General features: G+C 67.7%; 23 protein-coding genes. 9 read left to right on the top strand and 14 right to left on the bottom strand.

All coding sequences use genetic code 11. From position 1 onward, the window contains the following. Nucleotides 1–91 precede the first annotated feature (91 nt). The 4 genes from J2852_RS15055 (at nt 92) to J2852_RS15040 (ending at nt 3,146) form a co-directional block, all read left to right on the top strand. Nucleotides 92–730 (top strand): shikimate kinase, encoded by a 639-nt coding sequence (locus tag J2852_RS15055; protein WP_209876845.1) that lies wholly within the window; start codon nt 92–94, stop codon nt 728–730. 1 nt (nt 731) lies between these two features. Next, nucleotides 732–1,859, top strand: a complete 1,128-nt coding sequence (gene aroB / locus J2852_RS15050; protein WP_209876843.1) for a 3-dehydroquinate synthase — start codon at nt 732–734, stop codon at nt 1,857–1,859. Between the two features lie 101 nt (nt 1,860–1,960). Next, a complete protein-coding gene (locus J2852_RS15045) occupies nt 1,961–2,419 on the top strand; it encodes a CBS domain-containing protein (protein ID WP_209876841.1) in 459 nt (152 codons plus the stop codon). 121 nt (nt 2,420–2,540) lie between these two features. Further along, nucleotides 2,541–3,146, top strand: a complete 606-nt coding sequence (locus tag J2852_RS15040) for a DUF2889 domain-containing protein (protein WP_209876835.1) — start codon at nt 2,541–2,543, stop codon at nt 3,144–3,146. Between the two features lie 196 nt (nt 3,147–3,342). Here the strand turns inward: J2852_RS15040 and J2852_RS15035 are convergent, their stop codons facing one another. Both J2852_RS15035 and J2852_RS15030 read right to left on the bottom strand, forming a co-directional pair. Beyond that, on the bottom strand, nt 3,343–3,843 hold the full coding sequence (locus tag J2852_RS15035) for a ribbon-helix-helix domain-containing protein (RefSeq protein WP_209876833.1): 501 nt from the start codon (nt 3,841–3,843) through the stop codon (nt 3,343–3,345). 228 nt (nt 3,844–4,071) lie between these two features. Further along, nucleotides 4,072–4,344, bottom strand: a complete 273-nt coding sequence (locus J2852_RS15030) for a BolA family protein (protein WP_209876831.1) — start codon at nt 4,342–4,344, stop codon at nt 4,072–4,074. A 137-nt stretch (nt 4,345–4,481) separates the two neighbouring features. Here J2852_RS15030 and J2852_RS15025 point away from each other — a divergent pair, with 137 nt between their 5' ends. From J2852_RS15025 to cobT, 4 genes are all read left to right on the top strand, one after another. Next, nucleotides 4,482–5,066 (top strand): J domain-containing protein, encoded by a 585-nt coding sequence (locus tag J2852_RS15025; protein WP_209876829.1) that lies wholly within the window; start codon nt 4,482–4,484, stop codon nt 5,064–5,066. A 76-nt stretch (nt 5,067–5,142) separates the two neighbouring features. Continuing rightward, nucleotides 5,143–6,147 carry a cobaltochelatase subunit CobS gene (cobS, locus tag J2852_RS15020; protein ID WP_209876827.1) on the top strand — a complete coding sequence of 335 codons (1,005 nt, stop codon included), beginning with the start codon at nt 5,143–5,145 and terminating at the stop codon, nt 6,145–6,147. 68 nt (nt 6,148–6,215) lie between these two features. After that, nucleotides 6,216–6,596, top strand: a complete 381-nt coding sequence (locus tag J2852_RS15015; RefSeq protein WP_209876825.1) for a GxxExxY protein — start codon at nt 6,216–6,218, stop codon at nt 6,594–6,596. 80 nt (nt 6,597–6,676) lie between these two features. Continuing rightward, nucleotides 6,677–8,548 (top strand): cobaltochelatase subunit CobT, encoded by a 1,872-nt coding sequence (gene cobT / locus J2852_RS15010; RefSeq protein ID WP_209876823.1) that lies wholly within the window; start codon nt 6,677–6,679, stop codon nt 8,546–8,548. Nucleotides 8,549–8,624: 76 nt separating this feature from the next. On the opposite strand, the gene J2852_RS15005 is transcribed toward cobT, so the two are convergent. Continuing rightward, on the bottom strand, nt 8,625–9,137 hold the full coding sequence (locus tag J2852_RS15005) for an invasion associated locus B family protein (RefSeq protein WP_209876821.1): 513 nt from the start codon (nt 9,135–9,137) through the stop codon (nt 8,625–8,627). Nucleotides 9,138–9,449: 312 nt separating this feature from the next. On the opposite strand from J2852_RS15005, the gene J2852_RS15000 reads away from it, so the two are divergent. After that, entirely contained in the window at nt 9,450–10,478 is a 1,029-nt protein-coding gene (locus tag J2852_RS15000; protein WP_209876819.1) for a Fe(3+) ABC transporter substrate-binding protein, read from the top strand. Nucleotides 10,479–10,545: 67 nt separating this feature from the next. On the opposite strand, the gene J2852_RS14995 is transcribed toward J2852_RS15000, so the two are convergent. The 11 genes from J2852_RS14995 to lhpI form a co-directional block, all read right to left on the bottom strand. After that, nucleotides 10,546–11,394, bottom strand: coding sequence for a pirin family protein (locus tag J2852_RS14995; RefSeq protein WP_209876817.1), 849 nt, complete (start codon nt 11,392–11,394; stop codon nt 10,546–10,548). A 115-nt stretch (nt 11,395–11,509) separates the two neighbouring features. Then, entirely contained in the window at nt 11,510–13,240 is a 1,731-nt protein-coding gene (locus tag J2852_RS14990; protein WP_343206749.1) for an ABC transporter permease, read from the bottom strand. A gap of 142 nt (nt 13,241–13,382) precedes the next feature. Continuing rightward, nucleotides 13,383–14,036, bottom strand: a complete 654-nt coding sequence (gene upp, locus J2852_RS14985) for a uracil phosphoribosyltransferase (RefSeq protein WP_209876815.1) — start codon at nt 14,034–14,036, stop codon at nt 13,383–13,385. Nucleotides 14,037–14,126: 90 nt separating this feature from the next. Continuing rightward, nucleotides 14,127–15,065, bottom strand: a complete 939-nt coding sequence (locus tag J2852_RS14980) for a diguanylate cyclase (protein ID WP_209876813.1) — start codon at nt 15,063–15,065, stop codon at nt 14,127–14,129. Between the two features lie 195 nt (nt 15,066–15,260). Further along, the gene (locus tag J2852_RS14975) at nt 15,261–15,905 is read right to left on the bottom strand and encodes a phosphoribosylanthranilate isomerase (RefSeq protein ID WP_209876811.1); all 645 of its coding nucleotides are present in this window, start codon (nt 15,903–15,905) and stop codon (nt 15,261–15,263) included. Beyond that, nucleotides 15,902–16,621 (bottom strand): orotidine-5'-phosphate decarboxylase, encoded by a 720-nt coding sequence (pyrF, locus tag J2852_RS14970; protein WP_209876809.1) that lies wholly within the window; start codon nt 16,619–16,621, stop codon nt 15,902–15,904. Before pyrF ends, J2852_RS14975 begins: the two co-directional genes overlap by 4 nt. A 140-nt stretch (nt 16,622–16,761) precedes the next feature. Beyond that, nucleotides 16,762–17,802: a YsnF/AvaK domain-containing protein gene (locus J2852_RS14965; RefSeq protein ID WP_246499667.1), complete on the bottom strand. Its 1,041-nt coding sequence runs from the start codon at nt 17,800–17,802 to the stop codon at nt 16,762–16,764. Nucleotides 17,803–17,806: 4 nt separating this feature from the next. Next, nucleotides 17,807–18,220: a YsnF/AvaK domain-containing protein gene (locus J2852_RS14960; RefSeq protein ID WP_209876807.1), complete on the bottom strand. Its 414-nt coding sequence runs from the start codon at nt 18,218–18,220 to the stop codon at nt 17,807–17,809. A gap of 16 nt (nt 18,221–18,236) precedes the next feature. After that, complete coding sequence (locus J2852_RS14955; protein ID WP_209876805.1) at nt 18,237–18,377, bottom strand: hypothetical protein; 141 nt, start codon at nt 18,375–18,377, stop codon at nt 18,237–18,239. Nucleotides 18,378–18,452: 75 nt separating this feature from the next. Further along, nucleotides 18,453–19,595, bottom strand: coding sequence for an NAD(P)/FAD-dependent oxidoreductase (locus J2852_RS14950; protein WP_209876803.1), 1,143 nt, complete (start codon nt 19,593–19,595; stop codon nt 18,453–18,455). A gap of 21 nt (nt 19,596–19,616) precedes the next feature. Continuing rightward, entirely contained in the window at nt 19,617–20,603 is a 987-nt protein-coding gene (lhpI, locus tag J2852_RS14945) for a bifunctional Delta(1)-pyrroline-2-carboxylate/Delta(1)-piperideine-2-carboxylate reductase (RefSeq protein ID WP_209876800.1), read from the bottom strand. Between the last annotated feature and the right edge of the window lie 55 nt (nt 20,604–20,658).

The following is a 20,658-nucleotide window of genomic DNA, read 5'->3' as shown; positions in this document are numbered from 1 at the left end:
CCACTTTAGCCACACGGCCCGGTGCAGCGCAACACGCGGTCGTGCGACAAGATTGGACTCGGACGTCGGTACCAGGGGATTTCGCAGAGCTATGACCGCCCGCCCTTCATCACAGACACCTCAGCAAACCCTGCCGAAAACCGTCGTCCTGGTCGGCTTGATGGGGGCCGGCAAGAGCGCCATTGGGCGGCGGCTGGCCGCGCGCCTGCATCTTCCCTTCATCGACGCCGATACGGAGATCGAAGCGGCGGCCGGCTGCACCATCGCGGAAATCTTCGCCCGCGACGGCGAGGCGGTGTTCCGCTCGGTCGAGCGCAAGATCATCGCGCGGCTGCTGACCGAACAGCCCGTTCACATCCTGGCGACCGGCGGCGGGGCCTTCATGGACCCGGAGACGCGCGCGACGATCCGCCAGCACGGCCTATCGGTGTGGCTGCGCGCCGATCTCGACATCCTGCTTGCGCGCACGGCGCGGCGCACGCACCGGCCGCTGCTGAATTCCGGCGACCCGAAGGAGATTTTGCAGCGGCTGATGACCGCCCGCTATCCCGTCTACGCCGATGCCGAGCTGACCGTCATCAGCGACGAGCGTCCGCCGGAAGCCACCGTCGAGCAGGTGATCGAGGCGCTGGAAGCGCATCTGGGCATCACCCTGCCCCATTCCGCCCACCGCCCGGCCGGCGCGCACCACGCCGCCCATCACGCTGCCCATACCTCCGAGAAGCACTGAGATGACCACCGCGACCGTAACCGACACCGTCCGCCTCGACCTCGGCGCCCGCAGCTACGACATCCTGGTCGGCGACGGCGTGCTGGCCCAGGCCGGGGCGAAGATCGCCGCCATCACCAAGGGGAAGGCCCCCATCGTCGTCACCGACGAGAATGTGGCGCGCCTGCACCTGCCGACGCTGGAGCGGACGCTGCGCGAGGCGGGGATCGAGCCGACCCAGGCCATCATCCTGCCGGCCGGCGAGAAGACCAAGGACTTCGCTCATTTCGAGCGGCTGATGGACGCCATCCTGGAGCGCGGGATCGAGCGGTCGGCCGTTCTGGTGGCGCTGGGCGGCGGGGTGATCGGCGACATCACCGGCTTTGCGGCGGCCTCGGCCCTGCGCGGCATTGACTTCGTCCAGGTGCCGACGACGCTGCTGTCCCAGGTGGACAGCTCGGTCGGCGGCAAGACCGGCATCAACAGCCGCCATGGCAAGAACCTGATCGGCGCCTTCCACCAGCCGCGTCTGGTGATCGCCGACACCGCCACGCTCGACACGCTGCCCAAGCGCGAGGTGCTGGCCGGCTATGCGGAGGTGGTGAAGTACGGGCTGATCCGCCTGCCGAACTTCTTCGCATGGCTGGAGCAGAACGGCGCCCGCGTGGTGGAGGGCGACAGCGACGCCCGCCGTTACGCCGTGACCATGAGCTGCCGCGCCAAGGCCGACATCGTCGGCGCCGACGAGCGGGAGAGCGGCGACCGCGCCCTGCTGAACCTTGGCCACACCTTCGGCCACGCGCTGGAGGCGGCGACGGGCTTCGGGCAAAAGCTGCTGCACGGCGAGGGCGTCGCCATCGGCATGGTGCTGGCCTTCGACCTGTCGGTGCGGCTGGGCCTGTGTCCGGCGGAGGACGCGGCCAAGGCGCGGGCGCATCTGGCCTCGGTCGGGCTGCCGGTCAAGCCGACCGACGTGCCGGGCGTGGCGTGGGACGTGGACGAGCTGATCGCCTCCATGGCCAAGGACAAGAAGGTCAAGGACGGCCGCATCACCTTCGTGCTGGCGCGGGGGATCGGGCAGGCCTTCACGATGCGCGACGTCGATCCGGCCGCGGTGCGGGATCTGCTGGAAGAGGCAGTTGCCACTTAACGGCGTATTGACTGCTGGGTTGACGAACTGTCAGAGTTTCCCATTGTCGTAATTCGCGCCGGTTTTCCGGTGCGGACGCGCTCCACAATGGGAGATGAGACATGCCGAACCGCAAGTTGATGCCCGACGTCATCAAGAACCAGCAGCTCGCCAGCCTCTCGCCGGACGCCACGGTGTGCGACGCCGCGATCCTGATGGCGGAGCGCCGGGTCGCCGCCGTGCTGGTCACCGAAGGGCGGATGTTGAAGGGCATCTTCACCGAGCGCGACCTTGCCTCCCGCGTGGTCGCCGCCGGGCGCGATCCGGCCGCCACGGCCCTGGCCGAGGTGATGACCCCCGACCCCGACACTCTGGAGCCCGACGCCCAGGCCATCGAGGCGCTGGAGCTGATGGAGCGGCACCATTACCGCCACCTGCCGGTCGTGAAGGGGGGCGAGGTGATGGGCATCGTCTCGATTCGCGACCTGTTCGCCGTGGTACGGGCGCATCTGGAGGACGAGATCAAGGACCGCGAGGCCTTCATCTTCGGATCGAACTACTCCGCCAGCGCGTCTCCGTAATGCTGCATTGCAAGGGGGCCGGCTTGACCGAAAGGCTGGCCCCCCCGATATTCGCGGCAGCCCGCAACGGTGGAATGACCGCGGCGGAATGACCGTCGAGATCCGTTGTTTCGAGAGACTTATGCCCCTGTCAGCCCCCGCCGAGCGCGAACCGATCCACACCCGGACCGTCACCTGCCGGGGGTATCGCCGCACCGACGGCCTGTGGGACGTCGAAGGCCACCTGACCGACGTGAAGGCCTATGAGTTCCACACCGAACAGCGCGGCCGGATCGTGCCCGGCGACCCCGTGCACGGCATGTGGCTGCGCCTGACGGTGGACAACGAATTGACCGTGCATGCCGTGGAAGCGGTCACCGAGAAAAGCCCCTACCGGACCTGCGGGGCGATCACGCCCAACTTCCAGCGGCTGGTCGGGCTGCGGATCGGCCCCGGCTGGACCCGCGCGGTGAAGGAGCGGCTGGGCGGCACGCAGGGCTGCACGCATCTGGTGGAGCTGCTGGGTCCGATCGCTACGACGGCCTTCCAGACCATCTATCCCATCCTGGCCCGCGAGAAGGTGGAGAAGGCCCGTGCCGAGGGCAAGGAGGACGCGCTGCGCGCCAAGCGCCCGGTGCTGCTGAACACCTGCCACATCTTCGACAGCAACGGCGAGGTCGTGCGCAAGGAGTGGCCGACGCACTATACCGGCGACCGCACCGCCGAAGAGGAACAGGCGGCCGACTGATTCCGGTTCGGTCACCGACTCCGGCATGAAAAAGGCCCTTCCCCGGATGGGAAAGGGCCTTTTTCTTTGCCGTGGGGAGGGGCTTAAAGCGGATTTCCATCCGCTTTGGACCGCGACGGCGGTCCCGGCCGCACATGCGGCCGAAGCCCGGCCGGCACATGAGGCCATATGAATCTAAGGCGAATGCGAATTTGCTTTAGGGTTCCCAGCGGGCTTGGGTGAAACCGGGCTGAGCGGAGATCTTGCCCGGCGTGGGAAAGCCCGCTTCGGTTCCGGAGGCGTTGGCGATGCCGGTGGAAGGCTCCACATCGTCGGGATTCGGCGGCAGTTCGAACGGCGTGCCGAGGAAGGGGTCGTTGCCGCCATGGCCGGCGCGCACATGCCCATCCTCGGTGCAGGCGCGCCGGTAGTAGGCGGCGATGAACACGCGCACCGCCGAGGTCAGCGTCACCTCCGCTTTTTCCGCGGCGATGCCGCGCATCTGCGCCTGCTGGTCGATCCGTTCCTTGATCGAGGTGCAGAGCTTGTTGATCGTCATCCCCTCGCGACGGGCGATGTCCTCCAGCGCGTCCCACATGGACGGCTCCAGCCGCATGCTGGTGCGGTGACCGCCGACCATGATGTTCTGGCTCTTCAGCGGCTCCACCCCCAAGGAGGTCGTGGAGGTTACCCGCTTCTTAGGCCCACGCTTCGCCATCCGACGCCCTCTCCACCAAGCCGCCGGACAACGCGAGGGGTGCGTCGATCACGGCGCGATAATTGGTTGCATACACCGCACTGTACTAAATACCGCGAGAATTGCAACCATCGACGTACTAAAATTATGCCTATAAGCTCAAATCAACCCCCAATGGTTGCATGCGTATGTATGCGGTTTACTCCACCCGAAGTCCGGCCGCAGCGATAAGCCTAAGGGCGTTACTCGTCAGCGGGCCTCGTCCGGGGTGAGCGTGGTCAGGCCCAGGGCGTGGATGCGCTCCGCCATTTCTTCGGCGAGCAGGCCGTAGACCATGCGCTGGCGCTCGATGCGCGAGCGGCCGGCGAAGGCGGCGGAGACGACGGTCACGTGGAAATGCGTCTCCCCTTCCGGACGGGCGCCGGCGTGGCCGGCGTGGCGGCCGGACTCGTCCACCACGTCCAGGCGTTCGGGCGCCAGCGCCTCGGTCAGCTTGCGGCGGATGCGGTCGGCGTATTCCATGGGGGTGTCCTCCGGTGACGGTTCGTGCGCCGCAGAGGTGGGGCCGTGGTCGCGCTTGTGTCAAGGCGGCGTAAGGGCATGGCGCCCGCCACCTTGGTGTGCTTGCCAGAATGGGTGCCTCTTCCCATACTTCGACAATGAGCAAACACCGCGCCCGTTATGACTTCAGCAGCTTCGACCGGCCTCGCCCCGCGACCCGCGCGTGCGATCATCCGGGCTGCGCTGGCGAGGGGGAATACCGGGCGCCGAAGAACCGCCGGCAGCTGAACGACTACTACTGGTTCTGCCTGGACCATGTGCGCGAGTACAACCGCGCCTGGGACTATTACGCCGGCATGAGCACCGACCAGATCGAGGCCGAGGTCCGCCGCGACACCACGTGGCAGCGGCCGAGCTGGCCCCTGGGCTTCTGGGCGGTGCAGGAGAAGTTCCTGCGCGACCGCGCGACGAAGGGCTTCAGCTTCGAGTTCGGGCGCGAGGCCGGGCAGAGCGAATCCGAAGAGAAGAAGCAGCGCCGCCAAACCGCCCGCAACGTGGAGGAAGAGGCGCTGGTGATCCTGGAACTGACCCCGCCGGTCGACTTCCCCCGCATCAAGGCCCGCTACCGCGAACTGGTGAAAATTCACCACCCCGACGCCAACGGGGGCGACAAGGGCGCCGAGGAAAAGTTGAAAGAGATCAATCAGGCCTACAACACCCTAAAAGCCTGTTATGGTGTATAACCGCCGTCGGTTGGCCGGACCCGTCCGGCCGGGCCGCCTGGACCTCAGACACTCGCTGGAACGATAAGAACCTCCCATGCCTTCTCAAGGAGCCACGCAGGCCAGCTCGGCCCTGTTCGACCACGTTCCCGACATCACCCTGTCGGTGCGTCAAGTCTTCGGCATCGACAGCGACATGCAGGTGCCGGCCTTCAGCCAGCGCACCGAGCATGTGCCGGACATCGATGAGGCCTACCGCTTCGACCGCGACACGACGCTCGCCATCCTCGCGGGCTTCGCGCACAACCGGCGCGTCATGGTCCAGGGCTATCACGGCACCGGCAAGTCCACCCACATCGAACAGGTCGCCGCCCGCCTGAACTGGCCGTGCATCCGCGTCAACCTGGACAGCCACATCAGCCGAATCGACCTGATGGGCAAGGACGCCATCGTGCTGCGCGACGGCGTGCAGGTGACCGAATACCGCGAGGGCATCCTGCCCTGGGCCCTTCAGCACGCCTGCGCCCTGGTGTTCGACGAGTACGACGCCGGCCGCCCGGACGTGATGTTCGTGATCCAGCGCGTGCTGGAGGTCGAGGGCAAGCTGACCCTGCTGGACCAGAACCGCGTCATCCGCCCGCACCCGGCCTTCCGCCTGTTCGCAACGGCGAACACCGTGGGCCTGGGCGACACCACCGGCCTGTACCACGGCACGCAGCAGATCAACCAGGGCCAGATGGATCGCTGGAACATCGTGGCGACGCTGAATTATCTGCCGCTGGACGCCGAGGTGAAGATCATCGCCGCCAAGGTGCCCGAATACGCCGACGAGAAGGGCCGCCAGACGGTCGCGTCGATGGTGCGTCTGGCTGACATGACCCGCGCCGGCTTCATCAACGGCGACATCTCCACGGTGATGAGCCCGCGCACGGTCATCACCTGGGCGGAGAACGCCAAGATCTTCAACGACGTCGCCTTCGCGTTCCGGATCACCTTCCTGAACAAGTGCGACGAGGTGGAGCGCCCGACGGTCGCCGAGTACTACCAGCGCTGTTTCGGCGTGGAGTTGCCGGAGACGGGGGTGCAGGCGAACCTGGTGTGAGCGGGGCTTTTTGTCCCGCAAGTACCGGGTTTTCACGGATTACACGGATTTGAACACGGATTTCACGGATGAGGGTGTCGCTGGACGATGAGACGGAAGCATTGACTGAGCGCGTCATTGGAGCCGGTTTTGAGGTTTTCAACACGCTTGGTCATGGTTTCGTCGAATCGGTTTACCAGAACGCCCTTCTCCATGAACTTCGGTCCCGCAATCTCGATGTCGGGTTGGAGGTTCCGTTCGGCGTTTCCTACAAGGGAAACAGCGTGGGCACCTATTACGCCGACATCGTTGTCGAGCATCGGGTCATTGTTGAGTTGAAGGTCACCGAATCCCTTGCCCCGCCGCACATCAAGCAGGTGGTGAATTACCTGCGGGCAAGCGGAATGGCGGTTGGTCTTCTTCTCAACTTCGGCACGCCGAGCCTGACGGTCCGGCGCGTGCTCCCTTGAGAAAAAATCCGTGAAATCCGTGTCCAAATCCGCGCAATCCGCGAAGAATAAGTAGTTTCCACCTCCAGCGACAGCCCGCCATGACCGAACGCGAAAATCCCGTTGAGGCCTTCAAGCGCTCCACCGCCGCCACGGTGCGCGCGCTCTCGCGGCGGAACGAGGTGCAGGTGGGCTTTTCCACCGAGCCGCCGGGCGTGGCCGGCATGCGCGTGCGCATCCCAACGCCGGCGCGCGACCTGAACCCGCACGACGTGGCGACTCTGCGCGGCGCCGCCGACGCCGTGGCGCTGCGGCTGCGCTTCCACGACAACGCCATCCACCTCCAGCGCATGCCGCTGGGCGACGCCGCCCGCGCCGCCTTCGACGCCATGGAGCAGGCGCGCTGCGAGGCCCTGGGCGCGCGGCACATGACCGGTGTGGCCGCCAATCTGGAAGCGGCGCTGGACGAGCGCTACCACAAGCAGGGCTTCGACCGGCTGGAGGAGCGCGATCAGGTGCCGCTGGCCGAGGCGCTGCGCCTCGTCGCGCGTCAGGCCATGACCGGGGCCCTCCCCCCGCCGTCCGCCGCCCACGCCGTCGATCTGTGGCGCCCCTGGATCGAGGAGAAGCTGGGGCCCGACCTGCACGGTCTGGCGCAGCACATGGGCGATCAGGACGCCTACGCCCGCGCCGTCCGCAAGCTGCTGGCCGAACTCGACATGGAGGTCGGCAACGAGCCCGAGGAGCAGGAGGAGACCGAGGAGGACGAGCGCCAGTCCGAGGAAAACGAGAACGAGCCCAACAGCGGCCAGACCCAGGGTCAGGACGACGTGCAGACCGAGGCGGAGTCGATGACCTCGCCCGAGATGCAGGAGTCCGACCAGGGCGATCAGGCCGAGGAAGGCACCGGCGAGGACGGCGACACCGAGATGGGCCAGGGCGAGGGCGCGGAGGAGCCGGCCGGCCCCGGCCAGCCCTGGCGCCCCGAATTCGCCCGCCGCAACGACCAGGATCCCAACGCCTACAAGGCCTTCACCACCCAGTTCGACGAGGTGGTGGACGCCGCCGACCTGTGCGACCCGGACGAGCTGGCGCGGCTGCGCCACATGCTGGACCAGCAGCTGGTGCATCTTCAGGGCGTCATCTCCAAGCTCGCCAACCGCTTGCAGCGGCGCCTGCTGGCCAAGCAGCAGCGGTCGTGGGAGTTCGACCTGGACGAGGGCATTCTGGACGCCGCGCGGCTGGCGCGAATCGTCGTGAACCCGGTCCTCCCGCTGTCCTTCAAGAAGGAAAAGGAAACGGACTTCCGCGACACGGTGGTCTCGCTGCTGATCGACAATTCCGGCTCCATGCGTGGCCGGCCGATCTCCATCGCCGCCATGAGCGCCGACATCCTGGCCCGCACGCTGGAGCGCTGTGCTGTGAAGGTGGAGGTGCTGGGCTTCACCACCCGCGCCTGGAAGGGCGGCCAAGCGCGCGAGCACTGGATCGCAAACGGCAAGCCGGCCAACCCCGGCCGCCTGAACGACCTGCGCCACATCGTCTACAAGGACGCCGACCAGCCCTGGCGCCGCGCCCGCAAGAACCTGGGCCTGATGCTGCGCGAAGGCATCCTGAAGGAGAACATCGACGGCGAGGCGCTGATGTGGGCGCACAACCGCCTGATCGGCCGGCCGGAGCAGCGGCGCATCCTGATGGTCATCTCCGACGGTGCGCCGGTGGACGATTCGACGCTGTCGGTCAACGCCGGCAACTATCTGGAGCGGCACCTGCGGCAGGTGATCGAGTACATCGAGACGCGCTCGCCGGTGGAGCTGGTCGCCATCGGCATCGGCCACGACGTGACGCGCTACTACCGCCGCGCGGTCACCATCGTGGACGCCGAGCAGTTGGGCGGCACCATGATGAACAAGCTGGCCGAGCTGTTCGACGAGGACGACCGGCGGGGCGGCCGGCGGGGGCCTTGGCGCTGAGCCACACAGCAAAACGGCGCGGGAGACCCCCGCGCCGTTTGCGATTCGGACCTGAAAACCGGGTGTTGAAAACCGGTTACTGAAGGCTGCGCTGCATCTCTTCGAAGTTGCGCGAGAAGCCGTTCAGCGGGAAGTCGATATCGCGCTTGCCGGCGCGCAGGAAGTTCACGCGGACCAGCACGGTCGAGCCGTTGCGGAACTGGTCCACCACGCGGCCCGACACGAAGTTCGGGAACATGCACATGTTCAGCGTCGCGATGTGCGTTTCGATGCGCGGCTGGCGATCGACGCGGATGGCGCAGCTTTCGATCATGCCCTGGCTGGTCGTCAGGAACAGGTGGTAGTCGTTGCCGGTCGGGATGACGCTGAGCGAGACGAAGCCGACCTCCTTCCCATCATCGAACAGGCGGTAGTTCATCAGGCGGCAGACCTTGCTGTCGGTCATGCGGTCGATGTCGCAGTGGTTCGACCAAACCCCTTCCGGGCCAAGTTCGGCGGCGGATTTGGAGAAGTCGATGGCGGACGCCGGCGTGGCGGAAATCGCGGACAGCAACGCCGCGCAAAAACCGAAAAGAACTGTCCAGCGCATCGTCTCGGCCCCTTGCCGTCAGGGAGTGTTGCGAAAAGGCGGCTACTTCGCCCGCGCGGATTATAGGCATACCCAAAGGTTGGACAAGCAATTACGGCCTATGACGGTTCTACCCCCTTCGTGATTGCCACAGCCCTGCGCCCTGCAAGCAACAGTTTCGCACGGCCCGCCCCTGTGCCGTCCTGTCGCAGGAAATTGGTGAGAACGGTTATCAATCGCGCTTGACACCCCCCGTCCCCATAGCCAAGGTGGCGCATGCGAACGCTTCGCAAAAGCGGGGCACGAACGACCGGGACTCTGGGAGAGTACAGGATGCACATCGGATCGCGCGGCACGCTGGCCGCCACCTTCGGAGCGACGCTGCTGGCCACCGCGGGCATCGCCAACGCCGCCGAGGTGAACGTCTATTCCTCGCGCCACTACGACGTGGACAAGGCCCTCTACGAGACCTTCACGAAGCAGACCGGCATCAAGGTCAACGTGATCGAGGGCAAGGAAGACGAGCTGATCGAGCGCATGAAGACCGAGGGCGCCAACAGCCCGGCCGACGTGCTGGTTACCGTCGACGCCGGCCGCCTGTGGCGCGCCCAGGATGCTGGCCTGCTGCAGCCGGTCCGCTCGCAGACGCTGGAAACCGCCATCCCGGCCCACCTGCGCGAGCCGGAAGGCTATTGGTTCGGCGTCTCCAAGCGCGCCCGCATCTTGGTCTACAACAAGGCCACGGTGAAGCCGGAAGAGCTGCAGACCTATGAGATGCTGGCCGATCCGAAGTGGAAGGGCCGCATCCTGGTCCGTTCCTCCACCAGCGTCTACAACCAGTCGCTGGTCGGCTCCATCCTCGCCGCGCACGGCGAGAAGGTGACCGAGGACTGGGCCAAGGGCATCGTCGCCAACATGGCCCGCAAGCCGCAGGGCGGCGACACCGACCAGATCAAGGGCGTGGCCGCCGGCGAAGGCGACGTGGCCGTGTCGAACACCTACTACTTCGCGCGCCTCGCCTCCTCCACCAAGCCGGAGGACAAGGCCATCGCCGACAAGCTCGGCGTTGCCTTCCCCAACCAGGGTGACCGCGGCACGCACGTGAACATTTCCGGCGTCGGCGTGGCGAAGAACGCCCCGAACAAGGACGCCGCCGTGAAGTTCCTGGAGTATCTGGTGAGCCCGGATGCCCAGCGCATGTTCACCGAGAAGAACTTCGAGTACCCGATCGTTGCCGGCGCTCAGACCGCTCCGGTGCTGACCAGCTGGGGTTCCTTCAAGGAGGACCAGCTGAACGCCGCCGTCTACGGCAAGAACAACGCCGAGGCGCTGAAGATCATGGACCGCGCCGGCTGGAAGTAAGCCACAGCCGCGCGTTTCGCGAAGGGCGCGTCCCAGCGGTGGGGACGCGCCCTTTCTTTTTGCCCCCTCAGAACTTCCCGTCCTCGAAGTCGCGGAAGGCCTGCATGACCTCCTCGCGGCTGTTCATGACGAAGGGGCCGCCCCAGGCCACGGGCTCGCCGATGGGCTTGCCGGACAGCAGCAGGAAGCGCGCGCCGGACGGGCCGGCACTCAGCTCCACGCGGTCCCCCTCACCCAGGACCAGAACGCGCGGGCCGCCCAGCCGGACGGAGGAGCCGGGCACGGTCACCGCCCCCTCGAACACCACCAGGGCGGCGGTGTGGTCGGCGGGCAGCGACTCGGCGAAGGACACACCGGCCGGAAGGCTGACGTCGAAGTAGCGGGCCTCGGTCGGGCCGGCCTGCACCGGGCCGGCGGTGCCGCGTCCCGTGGTGCCGGCGATGACCGTCACCGTCGCGCCGTCCTCCCGCGTTTCGACCGGGATGCGGTCGGCGGCGAACTCCTGATAGCGCGGCTCCGACATCTTCAGGCGGGCCGGCAGGTTGATCCACAGTTGAAAGCCCTTCATCAGGCCTTCGGTCTGCTCCGGCATTTCGGAATGGATCAGGCCACGCCCGGCGGTCATCCACTGCACGCCGCCAGTTTCGATCACGCCCTCGTGGCCGTGGTTGTCCCAGTGCCGCATGCGGCCGGCCAGCATGTAGGTCACCGTCTCGAACCCACGGTGCGGGTGATCGGGGAAGCCAGCCAGATAGTCCTGCGGCGCGTCGGAGCCGAACAGGTCCAGCATCAGGAACGGGTCGAGCATCTGAAGGCGCGGCGTGCCGACCATGCGCGTCATGCGCACGCCGGCCCCGTCGGAGGTCTCCATGCCCTCGACGGCGGACAGGACGGGGCGGACGGTTTCGGCGCTCATGGAATCCTCCTCAGGGGAACTGTACCCGGAGAGAGGTATTCGTCTTGGCGGCTTGGAAAAAGGGGTGGCGGCGGGGAAGACTGTTGCCCGCCCCACAACAACCATCCCCTTGACCTCACTCGTCCATCTGGCCGGGGCGGGAGCGGCTGATCGACAGGCTCAGCAGGATCACCGGCACGATGCCGACCGCGACGATGGCCAGCGCGGAGGTCGCCGCCTCGGCCAGACGCTCGTCCGACGCCAGCGTGTAGACGCGCACCGCCAGCGTGTCGAAATTGAAGGGGCGGACGATCATAGTCGCCGGCAGTTCCTTCATCACGTCCACGAAAACCAGAAGGCCGGCGGTCAGCAGGCTGCCCCACATGATCGGCGCGTGCACGCGGACCAACGTCTTGCCCGCCGACTGGCCGAGCACGCGAGAGGCGAAGTCCATGGTCGGGCGGATCTTGCCCAGGCTCGCCTCGATGGTGTTGAAGGACACCGCCAGGAAGCGGACCAGATAGGCGAACAGCACCGCCGCGATGGTGCCGCTGAGCAGCAGGCCGGTGGAAACGCCGAAGGTCGCGCGCATGAAGGCGTCGATGGCGTTGTCCAGATGCGCGAAGGGGATCAGCACGCCGACCGCGATGACCGAACCGGGAATGGCGTAGCCCATGGCGGCGACCCGGACGGCACCCTTCAGCAGCGGCGTTGGGTGCAGACGCTGCCCGTAGGCGAGCACGAGAGCGAGCCCGACCGCCAGGACGGCGGCCAGCGCGGCCAGGGTGAAGCTGTTTCGGGCCAGGGTAACGAACACCGCCCCAAAGGCCGCGTCCCCGGCGGTCAACGCCATGCGGACCAGCAGCGCCGCCGGCAGGAAGAAGCCCAGCAGCAGCGGCAGCGCGCAGGCGGTCAGCGCGGCGACCGCGCGCCAGCCCGTCAGACGATGCTTGGGCAGGCGGCGGTAGCGGGTGGTGGTGTGGTGATAGCGGGCCTGCCGGCGCGACCAGCGCTCCATCAGCAGCAGCACCAGCACGAACAGCATGAGGACGGAGGCAAGTTGCGCCGCCGCCACCGGCTGGCCCATGGCAAACCAGGTGCGGTAGATGCCGGTGACGAAGGTGTTGACGGCGAAATATTGGACCGTGCCGAAATCGGCCAGCACCTCCATCAGCACCAGCGCCAGACCGGCGACGATGCTGGGGCGGGCGAGCGGAAGGGCGACGGTGAAGAAGCTGCGCCAGGGGCCACGGCCAAGCGTACGGCTGACCTCCAGCACGCAGACGGACTGTTCCAGGAAGGCGGCGCGCGACAGCAGATAGACGTACGGGTACAGCACCAGCGTCATCATCGCCGCCGCCCCTTCGAGCGTACGGATGTCCGGAAACCAGTAATCGCGCCGCGTCCAGTGGAACGCCTCGCGTAGCGCGGTCTGCACCGGGCCGACGAACTGCAGCAGGTCGGTGTAGACGTACGCCATGACGTACGCCGGCACGGCCATGGGCAGCAGCAGCGCCCATTCCAGCACGCGGCTGCCGGGGAAGCGGCACATGGTGACCAGCCACGCCGTGCCGACGCCAATGACCAGCGTGCCAGCCCCCACCCCGAACACGAGGCGGATGGTGTTCAGCAGATATTCGGCCAGCACCGTGTCGACGAGATGCTGCCACACGCCGTTGGTCGGGACGACCACACGGCTGACCACCGCCAGCACCGGCAGCGCCACAAGAAAGGCGATGGTCAGCGTCGCGATGGTCCAGCCGTTCAGGCCGAGGCGCCGCCACAACGTGGTCTGCGAGCCGTCGGCGCGGTCATGCGAGGCGTGGTTCGTTCCAAAGCTGTCCGTCGTCACCGTCAGCGTGCCCACAGGGTTGGGTGTTCACCGTTTCGGCGTTCACCGGGGGCCCCATGTTCACACGATATGCAAATAAGTCGCAATGACAACGTGTCGCACCTGCACAATATCCGCCATCCCCCTCTCCGGCCCAAGAAGAGGGGGATGGCCGGTTTTACTTTGTACCGAACATGCGATCACCGGCGTCACCCAGGCCGGGGACGATATAGGCGTCCTCGTCCAGATGGCTGTCGAGCGCGGCGGTGAAGACCTTCACGCGGGGGTGGGCGGCGGCGAAGACGCGCATGCCCTCGGGTGCGGCGACCAGGGCCATGAAGCGGATGTTGTCGTCGTCCACGCCATGGCGGTTCAGCACGTCGCAGGCGTGCACCGCCGAATTGCCGGTCGCCAGCATCGGGTCCACGACGATGAACAGGCGGCCTTCCGCCGCTTCCGGCAGCTTCACCAGATACTCGTGCGGCATCTTGGTGTCGTGGTCGCGGTAGAGGCCGATGTGCCCTTCGCGGGCCGAGGGCACCAGCTCGTGCAGGCCCTGCGCCATGCCGAGGCCGGCGCGCAGCACCGGACAGATGGCCAGTTTCTTGCCGGCGATGACCGGCGCGTCCATGGGCTGGAGCGGCGTGTCGATCTTCTCGGTGGTCAGCGGCAGGTCGCGGGTGATCTCGTACCCCATCAGCAGCGAGATCTCGCGCAGCAGCGTACGGAAGCCGCCGGTCGAGCGCTGCTTGTCCCGCATCAGCGTCAGCTTGTGCTGGATCAGCGGGTGGTCGAGGATGAACAGATTCGGAAATTCGGGAATGGTGCGCATGGATCCGTGCCGCAGCCTGATTGGGCGACAATCCTAACCCGGCGAAGGCCCTGGGGCCAAGGTGCCCAGAAGCGGTTCAGCCGCCCGGCACTACCCCCGTCCGCGCGGCGCCGGCTTTTTCGCCGGGGCGGGCGCGGCGGCGACCAACTCTTCCCGCGGCTTGTCGATGCCGTGGCGGATGACCCGGTTGCGGCCGGCGTTCTTGGCCTGATAGAGCGCGCGATCGGCGCAGACGATCAGATCCTCCACCGACAGGTCCGGCTCCGCTTCGACCAAGCCGAAGGACGCGGTGACCGACACCAGCCGGCCGGCCGGCAGGGTGATGGGCGAGCGCATCAGGTCGATGCGCAGCCGCTCGATAACCCGGTAGCCCTCGTCCAGGCTGGTTTCCTTGAGGCAGACCAAGAACTCCTCCCCGCCCATGCGGAAGGCTTCGTCGAAGCTGCGGATGCCCCGGCTGATCGCGGCGGCGGTCGCGGCCAGAACGCGGTCGCCCACGTCGTGGCCGTAGGTGTCGTTGATGCCCTTGAACTTGTCGATGTCGCACAGCGCGATGCAGAAGCCCTGGCCGGCACGGCGGAAACGGTTCTGCTCGCGCTCCAGCGCCTCCTGCATGCCGCGCCGGGTGCGCAGGCCGGTCAGCGGGTCGAGGCCGGAGGCGGCAGCGCCGAAGGCCCGCTCCACGCGGCGGAGCTGAAGGACGAATTCCTCGAAGCGGCCGATGACCGACTCGTACTCCGACTCGGTGGGGGCATCGCCGGCGGCGGCCTTCAGCAGCACCAGCTTGGCATTGCGGTGCATCTGTTCGTGCAGGGTGACCAGCTTTTCCACCGCCGGCTGGTGGGCGAGATCGTCCTTGTTGGCGGCCACGCACCACGCCGCGAAGGAGGCCGGAGCGGACACGCGCTCGCCCCCCTGCCCGCCGCGGAAGAAGGCCGCGCGGTGCCACTGGCCGATCCAACGCAGGTGCTCGTCGAGCACGATGCCCAGGGCCTCGGTGGGGGAAAGCGTATCGGTCGGTTCGGTCATGAGCCCGTGGGAATTCGCCTGTGAGGTGACAACAACGGGTTGCGGCCAGCGTTGCCGGCGGTCGAAACACGCATCCTAGCCGCACTCGCCCCATCGGGCCATGCGACGAAGATGAGCCGGACAATTTGAAGCAAACATGAGGATGCAACCCCCGCCCGTAAACCCGGACGGGGAGTTTAGATCATTAGGGGAAGGTCAGAGCCCGGCGGCGGCGGCGAGGAAGGCGCGGACCAGCGCCGGGTCCTTGTGACCGGGGCGATCCTCCACGCCGGAGGACACGTCCAGCGCCGGGGCACCGGTGACGCGCACGGCCTCCGCGACGTTGCCGGCGTTCAGGCCGCCGGACAGCATCCAGGGGCGCGGCCAGCTGCGGCCCGCCAGCAGGGTCCAGTCGAAGGCGATGCCGTTGCCGCCCGGCAGGGCCGACACCTTGGCCGGCGGCTTGGCGTCGAACAGCAGGCGGTCGGCGACCTCGGCGACCTCCAGGGCGGTGGTCAGGTCCTCGGGGCCGCCGATCTTGATGGCCTTCATCACGGGGATGTTGAAGGCGGCCTTCACCTCGGCGATGCGGCGCGGGGTTTCCTTGCCGTGCAGCTGGAGCAGGTCGAAGGGAACCTGGCTGACGACATGCTCCAGGAAATCGTCGTCGGGATCGACGAACAGGCCGACCGTGCGGACACCGGTCGGGACGAGGCGGGCCAGCTCCGCCGCCATGGCCGGGGAGACGGAGCGCGGGCTCGCCGGGTAGAAGACGAACCCGATGTAGCGCGCCCCGCCTGCGACGGCGGCGTGCAGGGATTCAGGCTCGCTGAGGCCGCAGATCTTTACCTGGACGGTCATGCGCGGCTCCCCTCTTCGATCTCGGAGACGATGCGGCGGGCGGCGGACGCGGGGTCGACGTCGCCGGTGATCGGGCGGCCGATGACCAGATGGTCGGCACCGGCGGCCAGCGCCTCGGCCGGGGTCATCACGCGCTTCTGGTCGTTGGCGGCGGCCCAGGCGGGGCGGATGCCCGGCACCATCAGGATGAAGTCGGGGCCGCAGGCCTCGCGGATCAGCGCCACCTCGGCGGGCGAGCAGACCACGCCGTCAACGCCCGAGTCCTTGGCGAGCAGCGCGAGGCGCTTGACCTGATCGGCCACGGGGGTGCGCTGGCCGACCGAGTCCAGGTCGGCGGCGTCCAGGCTGGTCAGCACGGTGACGGCGAGGATCTTCGGACGGTCGGCACCGGCGGTGGCGGCCGCCTCGGCGGCGGCGCGCATCATGGCGGGGCCGCCGGAAGTGTGGATGGTCAGGAAGGCCGGCTTCAGCGGCAGCGCCGCGCGCACGCCGCCGGCGACCGTGTTCGGGATGTCATGGAGCTTCAGGTCGAGGAACAGCGGCGGGCCATCCTCGCCGATGACCGAGCGGATGCCTGAGGGGCCGTGGGCGATGAAGAACTCCAGCCCCAGCTTGATGCCGCCGACGACTCCGCTGATCCGCCGGCTGAGGTCGCGGGCGGTGTCAAGGTCGGTCGTATCGACGGCGCAGAAGATGCGCGAGGCCGGCGTGGTCATTGGAAGCGTCTCTCCAAACCCAAAAACGGATAACGGTGGATGGTCGGGGAGGCGCAGCCTAGCAAGGGATGGCGCGGATAACCAGAGTTGCCGGGCATAACTCCCTCTCCCGCCGGGGGCGGGAGAGGGAGTTACAGACGTCAGAGTCCGCGATCCGGGTCGCGGTCGAGGGGACGGTCACTCGCCGGGCGGTCGCGGTCCAGCGGGCGGTCGCTGCCGGAGCGGTTGTCGTCGATCTCCACCTCGGTGCGGCGGACGGTGTCGGACACCGTCTGGGCGCGCTCCTCGGCTTCCTTGCGGATCACGACTTCCTCGCGGACGCGGGCGGTCTTCTGGACCACCGCTTCCTCGTCGGTCTCGCTCACCTCGATGGTGCGCTCGCGGAAAGCATCGGCCGGAAGTTCGCTGACGTCGCGGTCAACCGCGCGCCGCTCGACGACCACGCTCTCGTCGCGCAGGCGAACCTGCTCCTCGACCGGGGTCTCGATGACATAGCTGCGCACGCGCACGCTGCCGCGCTCCACGGTGCGCTTGCCGACGTTGATCTGCTCCTCGACGATCGGGATGTGCTCTTCGCGGCCCACATCGGCGCGATCCACGTCGAGGTCGGCGCGGGCGCGGGTGGTGTCGGTCTCGACCGTGCGGTCGGTGCCGCTGACGTTGGTGTCACGGAAGGACGCGGCGGCGGCGCCGAGGCCGGTGCCCCAGCGGGTGCGCTCCTCGGTTGCCTGGGTTTCGTCATAGTCGGCGGCGGTGGTGTCGTAGCCGGTCCAGCCGGATTCGCGGTACGAACGGCCGCGATGCTCGATGTCCACCGGGCCGTGACGTTCGACGATGCTCAAGGCTTCGTCGCAGCGGTCGTCGTCCACCCGGCCGATCAGCAGCACGCCACCACGGCGCACGCCCTCGGCGAAGACTTCCGCGTCGGCGCGGGTGACGCCCATGCGGGTCAACGCCGAGACGCGACTGTCGCGCGCATTCAAATCCACGTCGCTACCGAAGGTGGAAGCATGGCGCCAGCCGCCGGAGGCGGTGCCCGCCGTGTTGAGGGTGCTAAGCTTCGCCGAGTCTGCGCCCATCATCGTGAAGTCATGGCGCAGACCGGCCGTTTCCAATTCGCCAAGCACACGCTCCGCGCTGGACAGATCGTCATACAGCGCGACAATGGTTTTGCCGTTCATGAAGCTACTCCCTAGGAGGCGTTGTTGGGGATTCCGGCACGCCGTCGCGGTGAACGGCGGCCTCTTCCGACCGCAGCGTCTCGGTGATGCGCTCGGTGTGCCGGGTGACCGTCTTGCGGATGTGCAGTTCTTCCTTGAGAACGAGGCGCTTGGTGACCACCAGCTCTTCTTCCAGGATGGGAACGATCAGCACGTCACCTTCCTGGCGCGGTTCGGGCGCCGCATCAACCGGGCGGCCGACCGGCACGCGGACGACCTCCACGCTTTCGCGGTCGAGGTCCTGTTCGACCGTTTCCTGGCGTTCGCGAACTTCGGTGGTGATCCGCACCTGGGCGCGCTCGACGGCGCGCTTTCCGACCGACAGGACTTCCTCATGCAGGGGAAGCACCTGTTCGTCGGAACTCCGTTCCGAGGACATGGACGTTGTCCGGCGATCAGAGAAGGAAATACAGCGCCACGAGGATCAGCAGCACGATCAGCGCGATGATCCACCAGTTCATGCCGCCGGCGGCCGTGCCCGTTCGGGTGCCTCCGTCGGTGTCGTAGACGCCCACTTTCTTTGGATCGTCAGCCATCAGCGGTATACTCCCTGTCGGTAAAGCCTGTTGCCAAACCAACAGGGGCGTCACCGCCCCGTTCCCCGCGCAAGGTCAGTGCCCAGCTGCCCAGAGGGAGAGGCTGTTTCCCCGATCGGGGGAGTCACCGCCCGGACCGATGATCGCGGAACCGACGATCGCATCGGCCAGGGCCTCGCCCAGCGCCGGGGCGAACTTGAAGCCGTGGCCGGAACAGGGACTCATCAGCCAGCTCCGCTTGGAGAGCGGCTCGATCACGAATCGCTCGTCCGCCGTCACCGTGTAGAAGCAGGTCGCGGCGTTGGCGAGCGTGTAGCGGTGCCCGTCGGCCAGCACGCGGCGGGCGCGGTCCAGCACGTCGCGCGCCTCGTCCGGGTCGGGGTCGCGGTCGGCGTCGGGATCGCCGCTGCGCGAGAAGCGGTGGTCGCCCGCCTTCATGGTCGTGCCGGCCACGGGCGGGACGACGTAGACGCCGCTTTCCCCATCGGCGTCGATCAGCATCGGCGCGCGGGTCCAGGCGGCGCGCAGCCCCTCGGGCGGGGTCAGGTAGGCGATGACCTGCCGCGACGGGGTCAGGCGGGCCGCCGTTTCGGGAAGCAGCTTGGTCACCCAGGCCCCGGCGGAGACGATCAGCACATCCGCGCCGATGGTCCGGCGGTCGGCCAGCGTCACCGTCGCCCGCTCCGGGTCGAGGCCGGTGACCGGCGTGCGGGCGTGGACGGTGACGCCCAGCGTGTTCAGATGATGGCTCAGCAGTTCGACGATGCGGCCGGCGAGCAGGACGCCGCCCGAGTCGAGGTGGATGCCTTCGGCGACGGCCGAGGCATCCACCAGCGGGAATTCCGCCGCGATCTCCGCCGGAGTAAGGCGCCGGACGGGGTGGCCGAGCGAGTCCAGAACCGCCGCGCTGTCGGCCAGCCAGCGCCGCCCATCCTCCGACCCGGCGGTGCAGAGCGTGCCGGTGGGGATCAGCAGTGTCTCGCCCAAATCAGCCCACAGCCGCTCCCACGCCTGGAACGCGGCGCCGGCCATGCGGGCGTAGCCGGCGCGGTCGCCGTAGGCGTGACGGAACAGCCGGTGCTGGTCCACGGAGCTGCCGAAGGGATTGGGGACGTTGCCCTGGTCGAAGACCGACACTGTGTGCCCCCGCCGGGCCAGCGCCCAGGCGGTGCACAGACCCATGATGCCGGCGCCGACGATGGTGATGCGAAGGGACATGGAGCGCTTACCGGGATTCGCTTAGCGGATGGTGTCGTTGTGCAGGACCATTTCCACGGCCAGCTGGGCGGCGGAGAGGTCTTCCAGCGGGGTGCCGACCGATTTGAACAGGGTGATCTGGTCGTAGAAGCGCCGTCCGGCGCGCTCGCCGCGCGTCAGGTCGTAAAGGTCGCCGGCGATGTCGTCCTCCGTCAGGAGGCCGGCCCGCATGGGCTGGACGATGTCGCCGGCCTGCTTGCAGGCGCCGTCGCGGGTGTCCACGAAGACGCGCGCCTTGCGGACGCACGCGTCATCGGCCTCGCGCGCGTCCGGCGTCATGCCGCCGACAAGGTCGAGATGCTGGCCGGGTTGCAGCCAGTCGCCCCGGATCAGCGGCTCCTTCGCCGACGTGGCGCAGACGATGACGTGCGCGCCGCCGACGGCGCCTTCCAGATCATCGGTCGCCTCGATGCGGAACTTCGGACGGTGAAAGCGCCCGACGACCTTCCTGGCCTTGTCGATGTGGCGCCCCCAGACCAGCACCTGCTTGATGTGCAGCACGGCGGCGTAAGCCTCGACCAGTTCGGGGGCCAGCGCGCCGGTGCCGACGATCAGCAGCCGTTCCGAGTCGGGCCGCGCAAGGTAGGAGGCGGCCAGCGCCGAGGCCGCCGCCGTGCGCCGCTTGGTCAGCGCCGCGTTGTCGAGCACCGCCTGCGGCATGCCGGTCTTGCCGTCGATCAGCAGATAGACGCCCTGCACCGCCGGCAGATCATTGGCGCCGCTCTCGGGGGCGCCGCTGCCGGGGGCGCCGTTATCCGGGAAGTCGGTGACGACCTTGATGCCGATGCACTGGTTGATCTGCCAGGCGGGTTCCAGCAGCAGCGTTCCGTCATGCTGGCCATAGGTCTGGACCGTGTGGCGGTGCGCGGCCGGCGCCTCGACTCCGGCGCGGAAGGTCTGCCGCAGCCGTTCGATCAGCATGCGGTGGTGGAGGACGGATCGCAGCTCGGCACCGGTCACGGTCCTCATGGATGCCTCCCGCTCGCATGGCGCTCCCCCGCTCGCGCGGGGAAGCGTACTCGGG

The organism is Azospirillum soli, assembly GCF_017876165.1.
Taxonomy (GTDB): Bacteria; Pseudomonadota; Alphaproteobacteria; order Azospirillales; family Azospirillaceae; genus Azospirillum; species Azospirillum soli.
The sequence above is the reverse complement of the archived record's forward strand: the minus strand, read 5'-3'. Positions and strand labels throughout refer to the sequence as shown.